The organism is Aeromonas sp. S8(2024), from assembly GCF_041403085.1.
Taxonomy (GTDB): domain Bacteria; phylum Pseudomonadota; class Gammaproteobacteria; order Enterobacterales; family Aeromonadaceae; genus Aeromonas; species Aeromonas dhakensis.
Window position 1 is genome coordinate 703,416 of the sequence record NZ_JBGLRF010000002.1, and the last position, 12,383, is coordinate 715,798.

Sequence of the window (12,383 nt, forward strand, 5' to 3'; positions counted from 1 at the left end):
GGTGCCTTTGGGTTCCACGGCTTTTTGTTTATGGGCGCTTTTCACCGTCCGTCGGTGGGAGGCGTGACCTTCTACTTCTGCATGTTGTGCCGACTATGCTGCCATCCCTTCTGCTCGCCGCCACTCTGATAGCCTCCACCGATAAACAGGGGCCGAACCTCGTTGAGAAAGAGGCCATGGTCGTGTGCCAGCAGTTTGTGCAGGTGCGGGTGGGCGCTGGCAGGCTCCCGGACGAGATCAGGGCGCAGTCGTTGCCGCAACGGGCGGGGGAGTGGATGGTCGATGGCAAGATAAAAGGACCCGAAGGTCCTTTGCTGTTTGCCTGTCTGTTGCGTCAAGGGAAACGCTGGGAGCTGCTCAACTTTTCGCTGTGGGCTCCCAAGGCGGTCAAAGCGGTTTGAGTGCCACCAGCAGGTGCTGCAGGTGCTCGACCATGGTCATGCCGAATGGTGTCAGATAGCCGCCATCTTCCGCGCTGATGAGTCCCTGCTGGTGCAGGCGAACAGCCGCCTGGCAGAGTTCGTCGGACATGTCGCTGCGCAACTTGATCCCCAGGCTCATGTTGGCCGGATCAAAGCATGCCAGTATTTTCAAATCGTTTACAAACTCGCTGGAAACCTGGTCGATCCCGATCATGAATGCACTCCTTACGCTAAAGATGTATGCAAACTAGCACTCCCGGATCCACTTTAGTGGGCGCTGGCTCAAACTATTGGGCTTTCTCTCTCCCTGGCGTGCTCAAACGCTGCTTTTTTGGTCGTCATCTGGTGAATCAATTGAGAATTGTTTGAGTCCGGCTTTGCGGCGCCAAACATGATAGGATAGGGCTTCCTTTGTCTATCTGGCCGATATTGTCTGTCGGCCCCCGGTTCAAGGCGCATTCCATGGTCAAGATCACACTGGTATCCCTGCTGCACACCCTGGGTTCCCGTTTTTCCGTCTACCCGGCCTCCCTGCTGTTGCCGCTGCTCGAACAACATGAAGGGGATCTCTGGCTACCCGCCTGCAAGGGGGCTGATGTCGCCGCCCTGCGCCAGCATGGCAAGGGCGCAACCGCCCAGAGCCTGGCACCGCTGACGGCGGCCTGGTGTGACTTCGCGACCGGTGAAGAGGGGGCGACGCCTGAGCTGGACGCGCTGGCCAACTACGACAGCGAGATGATGGATAACCTGCAGATGTACTGGCACAGCCCGGCCAAGATCAACAGCCCGATCACCGACAATCTGTTCGAGCTGCGCCGCGAGGTGGTGGAAGAGGCTCATGGCGGCAAGCTGGCCGATGCCTGGGACAGCGCGCAGCAGGCTCGTCTTGCACAGATCCTGGCGGGGGCGAGGGCCGGTCGGGATCAGCTCTGCTTCGTCGAAGTGGAGGCGGCCTACTGGCTGCGCCAGCGCCTTGGCGAGATGGCGGAGATCGACCTGGTGACTCCTGAGCTCGGGTGAACCTGCTCAAAAATCGGTGACCGATCTCTCATACTGGACAAGGCGCCGGCAAGATGTGAACATGGCGCCCTTTATTGCACAAGAGACTTGACCGATGAGCTATGAACTGAGCGACACCGAGCGCAATGCTGCGCTGCAACTGAACGCGGACTACCGCTTTGATCACTTCATCAGCAAGCTGGTCGAGCACGAAGAGCTGTTCGTTCTGACCGACGAGCACGGCGTCATGATGCTGACCACCGACGATGAAGACTGCATCCCGGTATGGCCGCACCCGGAGTACGCCAAGGCGTGGGCCGAAGGGGAGTGGGCCGACTGCAAGCCGCAGTCCATCACCCTCAAGGTGTGGCTGGAGCGCTGGATTGACGGCATGGAGCAGGATGAGCTGTGCGTGGCCGTCTTCCCGACGCCGGATCAGGAAGGTATCGTGCTGGAGCCGGCCGACGTGGCCGACGCCATCGCCCAGAAGCAGGCCAAGCGCGGCTAAGCGCCTCCTGCCTCAGCGAGCAACCCAGGTTGCAAAGAAAGACCCCGCCACTGTGCGGGGTCTTTTTGTTGATGGCCTTGGCACACCCTGGCAGAGAAGCAGGTTGCCCTATTTCTGCTGATAGGTGGTGTCAACCAGGGTGACGGGCGGGAAGGGCTGGCCTGCCTTGATGGCGGCCCGGGTCTGCGCCTTGGCCTCTTCATCAATCCAGAGCAGGCCGCCGTAGCTGTAGCCACTGTTGCTGCCGTCCAGCGGCCAGTAGAGCAGTTCGCTCTTGGGCGTCGCCGGCAACTTGGGCAGTTTTATCCAGCGCCAGGCCCCCTCCCGGGTGTAGGGCACCTGATAGGCGGGCACGAAGCTGGCCAGTTCATAGAGTCGTTGCTGGATCTGGCGCGACAGCGCCGCCTTTTTGGCGAAGTCGAACTCCTTGTCGTACTGCTCCACCAGGGCTGTGATGGCGTCGTCATTTATGTTCATGATGTTGTTGGTCTGCGGCTTGTTGGCGTTGACCTTGTGGAAATATTCCCAGTAGGCGGGATAGCGGCTGGTGCTCCAGCCCATCCAGGCGCTCTGGTGTTTCTTCTCCAGCATCGACTTGAAGCCGGCCGAGGCATCCATCAGGTTGAGCTCGAGGTTGAGCCCCGCCTTCTTGGCCTCTTCGCGCAGCAGGGTGAGGCGCTGGGCGTGCTCCGCCGTGGTGTAGGTGATGCTCAGGGTCAGCGGCTGGCCCTTGTCGTTTTGCAGGGTACCGTCGGGGCTGGGCTTGGTGAAACCGGCCTTGGCGAAGTACTGGCGCGCCAGCTCGGGGTCAAACGGGCGAGCCTTGAGCTCCGTGTTGGTGAACTCCCCCTGGCCTGAGCCGTAACTGTTGAGGCGTTGGTAGTCCCCCCGCAGCAGGGTGGTGAGCATCTTGTCGAGGTTGAGGGCATGCTGGATGCCGAGCCGCACATTGAGGTCGCGCAGCAGCGGATCGGCAGTGTTGAGATAGAGCCCCATGGGGGACTGGGGGGTCTGGTTGTAGAACCAGAGTCGCTCGATATAGCCCTGCTCGAACTCCGGCGTCCTGGTCTTGTCGTGCCACCAGTTGGGCATGACCAGCGGGAAGGTATCCAGCTCGCCGCGCAGGAAGTGCTGCCAGGCGATGTTCTGATCCCTGAGCACCTTGAGCTCGATCCGGTCCGGGTTGAAACGGTGCTGGAAGTAGCGCTCGTCATTGCCCCACCAATCCTTGACCCGCTCGAAGGTGACCGACTTGCCCTTCTTCACCTCGCCAAGCTGGTAGGGGCCGGTCACCGGCAGCACCTTCCAGTTGTACTCCTTGACCCAGTCGGTGGTGATCTTGATGGCGTGGCTGGGGGCCGGGGTGAAGGGGAGGGATTCCAGCAGATCCTGGCGACTCTTGGCACTGCCGCTGGAGATGGCCAGGGTGTGGTCGTCAAACTTGGTGACGTCGCTTATCTGGGTGCTGTAGTAGTTGTTGTACCAGGGGTCGTTGATCTCCTTGCTGCGCAGCAGCTTGAGGGTGAACAGCCAGTCATCGGCGGTGACCGGTTGGCCATCCGACCAGCGCGCCTTGGGATTGATGCGCAGATAGAGGGTCTTGTGGTCGGCTCCGAAGGCCCATTCGTTGGCCAGCATGGGCATGGGATTGCCGGTGACGGGATGGGTGCTCAAGAGCGGCAGGTTGGTCTCCCGCACATAGCCGGCGAAGCCGCCGTTGGAGTCCGGACCGTACACCCGCAGGGTCAGCGGAAAACTGGTCATGAAGCCGCGAAAGGTGCCGCCCCGCTTGGCGGCCGGATCCGCGAACACCGGATCCGCGTTGTTGCTCTCCCACTTGAGGTCAGCCGGCAGGGTGGCGCTCCAGCCGTAGTGGCTCAGGCAGAGGGTCAGGGTGATGGCACTGGTGCGCAGAAGGCGCGGGATGATCCGGGGGGCGGCGGTGACTGTCGATGGCATGTCCTTGCTCTCCTGATGGCTGCGTCCTGCAGGCCATGTGTTGATGACGCGAGCCCCGTTGGGGGCTGGCTCATCATGAAAAGTTTCTCCGCCCCGGTCAATGGCGACGGATAAATAAGCGTCAGGCGGCGGTCTGCGATTTGAACCAGCGCAGCCGCCCACCCAGCAGATGCACCACAAACCCCAGCAGCACCAGGGCCGAGCCCAGCCACTGCAAGGGGGTGGGGTGCTCGTCCAGCAATAGGGCCGCCGCCACCATGCCGACGCAGGGCACCAGCAGGGAGAGGGGGGCCACCTGCGCCACCGGGTAGCGCATCAGCAGCCGCCCCCACAGGCCGTAGCCGAGCCAGGTGGCGACAAAGGAGAGATAGAGCACGCACAGGATCCCCTGCCAGCTGATGTTGAGCAGGCTGCTGGCCATCAGTTCAGGTCCCTCGAACAGCCAGGAGAGGGCGAAGAAGGGGAGGATGGGCACCAGCCCGCCCCAGGCGACCAGGCTTGGCAGAGAGGTCTTGTAACGCAGGCCGATCTGGCGATTGATGACATTGCCAAGGCCCCAGCAGGCGGCGGCGCAGAGGGTCAGCACGAAGCCGAGCAGGGTGAGATTGCCCTCGCCATGGGTGGCGATGAGGTAGAGGCCGGCCCCCGCCAGCGGCAGAGCCACCCAGTGGTGGGGTTGCCAGCGCTCCCCCAGCCAGATCATGGCGAACAGCAGGGTGAACACCACCTGGGATTGCAGCACCAGCGAGGCCATGCCGGCCGGCATGCCGAACTTCATGGCGCAGAACAGAAAGGAGAACTGGCCGAGGCTGATGGCCCCGCCGTAGGCCAGCAGCCAGCGCCAGGGCATGGCGGGTCTGGGGACCAGCAGGATGGCGGGAAAGACCACCCCGACGAAGCGCAGCGCCCCCAGCAGCAGCGGCGGGATCCCCTCCAGCCCCCACTTGATGGCGACGAAGTTGAGCCCCCAGCAGAGGATGACCAGAGCGGCCAGAAACTTGTCCTTGGTGTGCATGTGACGTCCTTGAAAGAGTGGTCCTTGCCAGGTGGTGGCCAAAAGAGGACGAGCATACCCTCGTCTGGGTGGGCGCCGTCAAGCTGCCAGGCGGGGGAGTGACCCTGCAACAGGCGGCAAGGTACTACTCAGGCGGCGACGCAGTGCACTGTGATACCGCGTGCGGCCAGGGTGGATCGCATGGGGGCGGGCAGGGCGTCGTCGGTGACCAGCACGCCGATCTGGCCCGGCGTGCCGAGGGGGCTTGGGTGGATGGCGCCGAACTTGCTGCTGTCGGTGATGACCACATTGGTCACCCCCTTGGCCAGTACGCTGTTGACCACATCCGCCCGCATCATGTCGCGGCCGGTGAAGCCCACCTCGGGATGAAAGCCGTCTACCCCGATGAAGGCCTTGGAGAAGTGCACCTGCTCGATGCACAGCCGGGTCAGCGGCCCTACCACGCTCTCGCTCTGATGCTGGAACAGGCCGCCGAGCAGTACCACCTGGGCCTGGGTGTCCCGCAGCAGATGGGCGATGTAGCTGCTGATGGTGATGATGGTGACCCGCTTGTGCAGGGCCAGATGACGGGCCAGCAGGGCGTTGGCGCTGCCCCCCTCGATAAAGACCGTCTCGCCATCCTCCACCAGCTGGGCGGCGCGCTCGGCGAGGCGCTCCTTGAGCAGGTAGTTGATGTTCATCCGGGCGTCGGGGTCGTCGCTCTCCAGCGCCATGGCCGAGCCGTGCACGCGCTTGAGCAGCCCCTGCTTTTCGAGGGCGGTCAGGTCGTTGCGCACCGTCACCTCCGAGACCCCGGTACGTTGGGAGAGCTCGCTCACGCTCATCTTGCGAGCCTGATGGACCAGGGTGAGGATCAGTTGGTGGCGTGGGTTCATGGGACCTCGCTGGCTGGCAGTGGATAGCGGCAAGCCACCGCGCGGGTGGCTTGCCGGTCATAATGGGGCACAGCTGCCCCTGGTGGAGCCCGTCAGAGACAGTGCTCGGTGCGGGCGATGATATCATCTTGCGCATCGGGGGATAAGGCGGTGAAGAAGGCCGAATAGCCCGCCACCCGCACCACCAGATCCCGGTACTGGTCGGGATGGGCCTTGGCCGCCAGCAGCGTCTCGCGCGAGACGATGTTGTACTGCACGTGCCACCCCTTGTGTACCTCGAAGAAGGTGCGCAGCAGGCTCATCAGCTTGGCCTTGTCCCGCTCGCTCTCGAGGCTGGCCGGGCTCAGCTTCTGGTTGAGCAGCACGCCGCCGAGGATGGCCGCCGTGGGCAGCTTGCCGAGCGAGTTGAACACCGCCGTGGGGCCGAGGCGATCCGAGCCCGACGCTGGGCTGGCCCCTTCCGCCAGCGGGGTGCGGGCGTGGCGGCCATCCGGGGTGGCCATGGTGGCCGCACCGAACGGCACGTTGGCCGAGATGGAGGAGGTGCCCGCATAGTAGGTGCCGCCGATGGGGCCGCGGCCGAAGCGGGTGTTGTGCAGCCCCTTGAGCTCGTCGATGTAGCTCTGGTAGGCCTGTACCAGCAGCAGGTCGACCTCGTCCAGATCGTTGCCATATTTGGGGGCGGCATTGGTGAGGCGCTGGCGCAGCTGTTCGCCCTGCAATCCGGCAAAATCCTGATCTAACGCCTCGGCCAGCTCGCGCTGATCCACCACCCCCTGCTCGAACACCAGTTTCTTCAGCGCTGCCAGGCTGTTGCCCAGGTTGGCGATCCCCACCTGCAGGCCGGAGACCCAGTCATAGACGGCGCCCCCCTCCTTGATGGTCTTGCCGCGTTCGATACAGTCATCCACCAGGGCGCTGCAGAGGATGTCGTGGGCCTGGGCCTCCAGCACGCTGTCGACCACGCAATCGATCTCGATGGACTTGCGGGTGAAGTAGCGCACCTGCTCGTCCCAGCGGGCCATCACCTCGTCGAAGTGGCCGAAGGTGCCGTCCTGCAGCGACTGGGGCTGGGGCAGGAAGACCTTGCCGGTGGTGGCATCGCGGCCGCCATCGAGCGCCGCCAGCAGGATGCGGGCGAAGTTGATAAAGCTCATGCCGGTGCAGCGATAGCCCCACTTGCCGGGCACCGCGGTCTCGATGCAGCCGATGGCGGCGTAGTGGTGGGCATCCTCCTCGCTCACCCCGAGCTTGATGAACTCGGGGATCACCACCTCGTCGTTGTTGAAGGCGGGCATGCCGAAGCCGCAGCGGATCACCTGGATGCAGGCGTCGAGGAAATCCTCGCTCATGCCGGCGTGGTAGCGCACCGAGAGGTTGGGTTGGGTCGAGCGCAGCTGGCCGCAGGACTCCAGAATCGCGTAGGAGAGGCCGTTGACTGCGTCGTGGGCCTTGCCATTGCGCCAGTTCTGGCCGCCGATGGTGACGTTCTGGTAGAGCGGGCTGCCGGCGGAGGCTTTGGAGTGGGTGCCGGAGCGGATCTTGTTCACCTCCAGCAGCTTGAGCCAGCACCCTTGCAGCAGCTCGATGGCGCGCGTGCGCGGTAGGAGTTCCGACAGCTCAACCTCGCGGCGATACCAGGGGTAGAGGTACTGGTCCATCCGGCCAAACGACACCGAGTGGCCGTTGGACTCGATCTGCAGGATGAGCTGGATGAAGTAGCAGAGCTGCAGCGCCTGCCAGAAGGTCTCGGGGGGCCGGTGGGCGATGTGGGCGCAGTTGAGCGCGATCGTCTCAAGCTCGCCGCGGCGCTCTGGGCGTGGCTCCTGCTGCGCCAGTTCGCGGGCCAGCGCGGCGTAACGCTCGATATGCTGGCTGACGGCATCGAGGGTGATGGCGACGGCCTGCAGGAACTGCTCGCGCTGCAGATCGGCCCAGTCCGCCAGATCGAGCCGGCTGCGCCGCTCGGCCACCCTGGCCTTGAGGCCGTCGAGACCGAGGGCAAGCAGCTGCTCGTAGTTGACCGCGAGGTGGGCATCCCCCGAGGTCATGTTGCCCTCGGCCTTGATGATGCCGCTCTCCAGCAGCCCCTTCTGTTCGTCGGTAAAGAGGCCGTAGCAGCGATCTTGCACCGTCTGGCCGCGCCAGAAGGGGGTGAGGGCGTGGATGGCCAGCTTGTCCGCCTCGCTCACCGCAAAGCCGGCGCCGGGGCGGTCGGCCAGCTCGTCGATCTCCTTCTCGATCCAGCCCACCGTGTATTCGGGAAAGAGCGGCGCCGCCCGCACCTGACTCGCCTGGTTGCCGACGATGAGCTCGTCGTGCTTGATCCAGATGGTGCGCTCCTCGAGGTGGTGGGCCAGTGCCAGGGCGCGGCGTACCGGCAGCGGCCGGGCCAGGTGGGCCTGATAGGCCTCTGTATAGTGGCGGGCCCGCTCGGTGCAGACCGGCGGTTGGACGATGTGGATCAGGCTCTCCTTGTGGGCGCGGATCCGCGGGGGCAGGGTGGTGAGGTCGAGCTGGGTCATGGTCTTATCCTCTGGTCATAGGGCAGTGAGTGGCTGATGTCATGGGGTGTTGCTAGCCCCGGGTGAGCGGGGTCAGCCCCTGCGCACGGGCACACTCATGGGCAAAGGCGAGCAGTGCGGGGTCATCGAGTGGCTGCAGGGGGGCCTGATAGGGTTGGTCGAGCAGGGTGTATTTGCCCGCGCCCAGGGTGTGGTAGGGGAGAAAGTGGATCTCCTGTACGGTGCCGAGGTTGGCGGCGGCCCGGGTGATGGCCTCGATGGAGGCGTGGTCGGCATTGAAACCGGGGATGAGCGGCACCCGGATCTGCATGGCCACGCCGCGCTCGGCCAGCCGCCTGAGGTTGGCCAGGGGCAGGGCGACCTTGCCGCGAGTCCAGTCGAAGAAGCGCTCCTCATCCACATGCTTGAGATCCGCCAGCAGCAGGTCGAGGTGGGGGAGGCTGGGTTCAATCTGGTGCCAGGGCACGTGCAGGCAACTTTCCACCGCGGTATGCAGCCCCTCGGCCTGGCAGCGGGCCAGCAGGCTGGCGGCAAATTCTGGCTGCATGAAGGGCTCGCCGCCGGAGAGGGTCACTCCGCCGCCGCTGCGCTCGAAGAAGGGGCGATCTCGCAAGATGGTGGCCATCAGGGTGTCCAGGCTCTCCTCCCGGCCGCACACCTGCAGCGCTTCGCTGGGGCAGAGGCCGCGCAGCCGTTCCACATCCTGATTGCCGAGGGATGAGCGGGTGAGCTGGACCCCCTGGCTGTCACGCAAGATTGCCGGGCAGGCGTCGCTGCAGAGCCGGCATCCCTCGATGCATTGGCGCCGGTCGAGTAGTATGTCCGGCTTGGGAGAGCGGCTTTCCGGGTTTTGACACCAGCGACAGGCCAGCGAGCACCCCTTGAGAAACACCAGGGTGCGAATGCCGGGGCCATCGTGGGTTGAATAGCGTTGCAGGTCGAAAATCATACCGCCTCCTTTTGTTTTTGCATTCTATTTTCTTTCTTTTGAAAGTTGATTTGATTTCGATCAACTAAATTGCGGATGTTATCTCGCTAGAATGGCGACAGATTGCACATCCCCTTAAGGAGTCAGAGATGGAGCTTTATCTCGATACTGCCGATGTGGCTGCGGTGCGCCGCTGGTCACGGATCCTGCCGCTGGCCGGCGTCACCACCAACCCGTCCATTACCGCTGCCGGTGGCATGCCGCTGGCCGAGCTGTTGCCTGCCCTGCGGGAGGCGCTGGGTCCCAAGGCGCGGCTGTTTGCCCAGGTGATGGCCAAAACCGAGACCGAGATGGTGCGCGAGGCATTTGCCCTGCGTGAGCTGGACCGGGACCTGGTGATCAAGATCCCGGTATGTGAAGAGGGGCTGGCGGCCATCAAGACCCTGACGGCCAACGGGGTGCCGACCCTGGGCACGGCGGTCTATACCCCGCTGCAGGGCTGGCTGGCGGCGGTGGCGGGGGCCGAGTACGTGGCGCCCTACGTCAACCGGCTGGATGCCCAGGGGGGCGATGGCATCGCCACCGTGCAGGAGCTGCAACAGCTGCTGGCGCTGCACGCGCCGAAGAGCAAGGTGCTGGCGGCATCGTTCCGCACTCCGCGCCAGGCGCTTGACTGCCTGCTGGCGGGTTGCCAGTCCATCACATTGCCGCTCGACGTGGCCGAACAGCTGCTGCGGGTGCCGGCGGTGGACGCGGCGCTGGCGAAGTTTGATCAGGATTGGCAGCGGGCGTTTGCCTGAGCCTGTTTGAAGGCCGGATGATGAAGGGGCTGCAGGCGGGCTAAGCTAGAAGAGAGGGCCCACTGTGACGGGCCGCTATCGATGGCTGATCGGAGGTGCCCCATGAGCGACCATACCCTGCTGCCCCACGGTGAAGATCTGCGCCGCGCCGTGCGCTGGCTCAGCGAGCACCATCAACACGACATCCGTGCCATCGAAGAGGCCTGCATCCGCTTCGATCTGTCGCCGCTGGATGAGGAGTTCCTCATCCAGCACTGCGTCGAGCGGTCGCGGGAAGGGGGCGCCAACTAGACGAAGTTGGCGAGGTTGATGCCGAACTCCTTGGGATCAACCGTACTCTCGATGGTCTCCTGCACCCCGTTCTTGGCCAGATCCAGCCACTGCACCTCGAGGTAGTGGCGTTGGGTCCCGTGATAGATCACCTTCACCACCGGTTTGAGCGGCTCATGGGGATTGCGCTGCATGACGATGGCCAGCCGCTGGTTGGAGAGCTGCACCAGGGTACCCACCGGATAGACCCCCATGCACTTGATGAACTTGGTGACAAGCTCGGCATCGAAGTGGTGGTTGATCCCCTTGAGCAGAATGCGAAAGGCCTGGGTCGGCTGCATCCCCTGCTTGTAAACCCGATCCGCGGTGACCGCGTCATAGACATCGACGATGCCGCTCATGCGGGTATAGAGCGAGAGCTGCTCGCCCTTGAGCCGCTGCGGATAACCGGTGCCGTCGAGCCGCTCGTGATGGTTGGCGGCCACCTCCAGCATGGTGGCGGTGATGCCGGGGGTGTTGCTCAGGATCTCGTAGCTGTGCACCACGTGCTGGCGCATGACCACAAACTCCTCGTCGGTGAGCTTGCCCGGCTTGTTGAGCACCTCGTCCGGGGTCATGATCTTGCCCACGTCGTGCAGCAGGCCCCCCAGGGTCAGCTCCTTGAGCACGCTGCGATCCAGGTCCAGATAGCGGCCGAAGTTCGCCAGCAGGATGGCGACGTTCATGGAGTGCTCCATCAGGTAGGCATCCTTGGCGCGAATGCGGGCCAGACAGAGCATGGCATCGCCGTGGGTGAACATGGTGTCCACCATCTCCTCGGCCACTGCCGCCAGCGGCGTGATGTCGATGGGCTCCCCCGCCTTGAGGTGGCGGATGAACTTGCCCTGCAACTCGCGAGCCTCCTGATAAAGCCGGCGGATCTTCAGCTCGCGCCCCTCGCCGTTGCCACTGCCGGAGGGACGCTGTGAGCTGGTCGAAGAGACGGCGGGCTGGGGGGAGATGACCTGTTCGATGCCGGGCAGTTTGCTGCGGGCGAGATCGACCCGCACCGTGAGTACGCCGCGCCTGACCAGATCGTTGATCTGCTGACGGGTGGTCACCAGCCCCATCTGGGCAATCTCCATGCCGCCGGTCTGGCTGGTAATGGCGATCACGTACATGCCGGGTTGCAGCTGGTTGACGGGGATAACGGGATGAGGAGTGTGCGACTTCATACGGCTTCCTGACATTATTATTATGCGTGACGTTAGGCCCTCTGTTGGCAGTCTAACACCGGCGCCCGGGTTCGTCATGGCGACATGCTGGCCGGCCTTGGCGCTTAGTGCTGGAGTTGTCGGCCCCGGCCGATATAATGACGCCCCTTTCTTGATGGACTCTGAGGTTGTGCATGCGGCTCGATAAATTTCTTTGCGATTGTTCCGACTTGACCCGCTCGCTGGCGGGCAAACTGATCCGGCAGGGAGAGGTGATGGTGGACGGCATCGTGGTCAAGCAGCCCGCCTTCCACATCAACGAGCAGAGCCAGATCGAGTTCGACGGCGTCACCCTGACCCTGGATCAGCGCAACCGCTACTTCATGCTGCACAAGCCGGAAGGGTATGTCTGCTCCAACGAGGATCCGGATCACCCCACCGTCTTCTTCCTGATGGACGAGCCGGCCATGGGCAAGCTGCACGTGGTGGGGCGGCTCGATCTCGATACCACAGGTCTGGTACTGGTGACCGATGACGGACAGTGGTCCCATCGCATCACCTCTCCCCGTCACGAGTGCGCCAAGACCTATCACGTCTGGCTGGCCGATCCGGTGAGCCCGGATGCCATTGCGCTGTTTGCCGAAGGGGTGCTGCTGCGCAGCGAAACCGAGAAGACCCGGCCGGCCCAGCTGGAGATCCTGGGGGAGTGCGAGGCGCGCCTCACCATCCACGAGGGCAAGTACCATCAGGTGAAGCGGATGTTTGCCGCCATCGGCAACAAGGTGGTGGGGCTGCACCGGGAGCGGGTGGGCGATCTGGTGCTGGACGACGATCTGGCGCCGGGCGAATATCGCGAGCTGACCGTCGACGAAATCGCCCGCTTTTGATC

General features: G+C 63.9%; 13 protein-coding genes. 6 read left to right on the forward strand and 7 right to left on the reverse strand.

The window, feature by feature from the left end; all coding sequences use genetic code 11:
* Nucleotides 1–95 precede the first annotated feature (95 nt).
* Entirely contained in the window at nucleotides 96–401 is a 306-nt protein-coding gene (locus ACB031_RS07765; protein ID WP_371139315.1) for a hypothetical protein, read from the forward strand.
* On the opposite strand, the gene ACB031_RS07770 is transcribed toward ACB031_RS07765, so the two are convergent.
* On the reverse strand, nucleotides 388–636 hold the full coding sequence (locus ACB031_RS07770; protein WP_005302794.1) for a TIGR02647 family protein: 249 nt from the start codon (nucleotides 634–636) through the stop codon (nucleotides 388–390). The genes ACB031_RS07765 and ACB031_RS07770 overlap by 14 nt on opposite strands.
* Nucleotides 637–884: 248 nt before the next feature.
* On the opposite strand from ACB031_RS07770, the gene ACB031_RS07775 reads away from it, so the two are divergent.
* Nucleotides 885–1,442, forward strand: a complete 558-nt coding sequence (locus ACB031_RS07775) for a hypothetical protein (protein ID WP_019838831.1) — start codon at nucleotides 885–887, stop codon at nucleotides 1,440–1,442.
* Nucleotides 1,443–1,536: 94 nt separating this feature from the next.
* Complete coding sequence (locus tag ACB031_RS07780) at nucleotides 1,537–1,929, forward strand: DUF2750 domain-containing protein (RefSeq protein ID WP_005302792.1); 393 nt, start codon at nucleotides 1,537–1,539, stop codon at nucleotides 1,927–1,929.
* 108 nt (nucleotides 1,930–2,037) lie between these two features.
* Here ACB031_RS07780 and ACB031_RS07785 read toward each other — a convergent pair whose 3' ends face one another.
* From ACB031_RS07785 to ACB031_RS07805, 5 genes are all read right to left on the reverse strand, one after another.
* Nucleotides 2,038–3,888, reverse strand: coding sequence for an extracellular solute-binding protein (locus tag ACB031_RS07785; RefSeq protein ID WP_371139316.1), 1,851 nt, complete (start codon nucleotides 3,886–3,888; stop codon nucleotides 2,038–2,040).
* A gap of 121 nt (nucleotides 3,889–4,009) precedes the next feature.
* Nucleotides 4,010–4,903 (reverse strand): EamA family transporter, encoded by an 894-nt coding sequence (locus ACB031_RS07790; protein WP_005302790.1) that lies wholly within the window; start codon nucleotides 4,901–4,903, stop codon nucleotides 4,010–4,012.
* A gap of 128 nt (nucleotides 4,904–5,031) precedes the next feature.
* A complete protein-coding gene (locus ACB031_RS07795) occupies nucleotides 5,032–5,778 on the reverse strand; it encodes a DNA-binding transcriptional regulator YciT (protein WP_368206019.1) in 747 nt (248 codons plus the stop codon).
* A 92-nt stretch (nucleotides 5,779–5,870) separates the two neighbouring features.
* The gene (locus tag ACB031_RS07800; protein ID WP_371139317.1) at nucleotides 5,871–8,303 is read right to left on the reverse strand and encodes a formate C-acetyltransferase/glycerol dehydratase family glycyl radical enzyme; all 2,433 of its coding nucleotides are present in this window, start codon (nucleotides 8,301–8,303) and stop codon (nucleotides 5,871–5,873) included.
* A 52-nt stretch (nucleotides 8,304–8,355) separates the two neighbouring features.
* On the reverse strand, nucleotides 8,356–9,252 hold the full coding sequence (locus tag ACB031_RS07805; protein ID WP_371139318.1) for a glycyl-radical enzyme activating protein: 897 nt from the start codon (nucleotides 9,250–9,252) through the stop codon (nucleotides 8,356–8,358).
* A gap of 128 nt (nucleotides 9,253–9,380) precedes the next feature.
* On the opposite strand from ACB031_RS07805, the gene fsa reads away from it, so the two are divergent.
* Nucleotides 9,381–10,031, forward strand: coding sequence for a fructose-6-phosphate aldolase (gene fsa / locus ACB031_RS07810; protein ID WP_042051972.1), 651 nt, complete (start codon nucleotides 9,381–9,383; stop codon nucleotides 10,029–10,031).
* A 102-nt stretch (nucleotides 10,032–10,133) separates the two neighbouring features.
* The gene (locus ACB031_RS07815; protein ID WP_010633458.1) at nucleotides 10,134–10,322 is read left to right on the forward strand and encodes a hypothetical protein; all 189 of its coding nucleotides are present in this window, start codon (nucleotides 10,134–10,136) and stop codon (nucleotides 10,320–10,322) included.
* Here the strand turns inward: ACB031_RS07815 and ACB031_RS07820 are convergent.
* Nucleotides 10,319–11,515 (reverse strand): HD-GYP domain-containing protein, encoded by a 1,197-nt coding sequence (locus ACB031_RS07820; RefSeq protein ID WP_024942450.1) that lies wholly within the window; start codon nucleotides 11,513–11,515, stop codon nucleotides 10,319–10,321. The two genes, ACB031_RS07815 and ACB031_RS07820, sit on opposite strands and share 4 nt — an antisense overlap.
* Before the next feature lie 173 nt (nucleotides 11,516–11,688).
* On the opposite strand from ACB031_RS07820, the gene rsuA reads away from it, so the two are divergent.
* Nucleotides 11,689–12,381: a 16S rRNA pseudouridine(516) synthase RsuA gene (rsuA, locus tag ACB031_RS07825; RefSeq protein WP_010633459.1), complete on the forward strand. Its 693-nt coding sequence runs from the start codon at nucleotides 11,689–11,691 to the stop codon at nucleotides 12,379–12,381.
* The last annotated feature ends 2 nt before the right edge of the window (nucleotides 12,382–12,383 follow it).

Excerpts from the sequence above, each read along its gene's own strand:
- ACB031_RS07770 (WP_005302794.1), bottom strand. The coding sequence starts at position 636 with ATGATCGGGATCGACCAGGTTTCCAGCGAGTTTGTAAACGATTTGAAA.
- ACB031_RS07805 (WP_371139318.1), bottom strand. The coding sequence starts at position 9,252 with ATGATTTTCGACCTGCAACGCTATTCAACCCACGATGGCCCCGGCATT.
- rsuA (WP_010633459.1), top strand. The coding sequence starts at position 11,689 with ATGCGGCTCGATAAATTTCTTTGCGATTGTTCCGACTTGACCCGCTCG.
- ACB031_RS07775 (WP_019838831.1), top strand. The coding sequence starts at position 885 with ATGGTCAAGATCACACTGGTATCCCTGCTGCACACCCTGGGTTCCCGT.
- ACB031_RS07800 (WP_371139317.1), bottom strand. The coding sequence starts at position 8,303 with ATGACCCAGCTCGACCTCACCACCCTGCCCCCGCGGATCCGCGCCCAC.
- ACB031_RS07785 (WP_371139316.1), bottom strand. The coding sequence starts at position 3,888 with ATGCCATCGACAGTCACCGCCGCCCCCCGGATCATCCCGCGCCTTCTG.
- ACB031_RS07765 (WP_371139315.1), top strand. The coding sequence starts at position 96 with ATGCTGCCATCCCTTCTGCTCGCCGCCACTCTGATAGCCTCCACCGAT.
- ACB031_RS07795 (WP_368206019.1), bottom strand. The coding sequence starts at position 5,778 with ATGAACCCACGCCACCAACTGATCCTCACCCTGGTCCATCAGGCTCGC.
- ACB031_RS07790 (WP_005302790.1), bottom strand. The coding sequence starts at position 4,903 with ATGCACACCAAGGACAAGTTTCTGGCCGCTCTGGTCATCCTCTGCTGG.
- ACB031_RS07815 (WP_010633458.1), top strand. The coding sequence starts at position 10,134 with ATGAGCGACCATACCCTGCTGCCCCACGGTGAAGATCTGCGCCGCGCC.
- ACB031_RS07820 (WP_024942450.1), bottom strand. The coding sequence starts at position 11,515 with ATGAAGTCGCACACTCCTCATCCCGTTATCCCCGTCAACCAGCTGCAA.
- fsa (WP_042051972.1), top strand. The coding sequence starts at position 9,381 with ATGGAGCTTTATCTCGATACTGCCGATGTGGCTGCGGTGCGCCGCTGG.
- ACB031_RS07780 (WP_005302792.1), top strand. The coding sequence starts at position 1,537 with ATGAGCTATGAACTGAGCGACACCGAGCGCAATGCTGCGCTGCAACTG.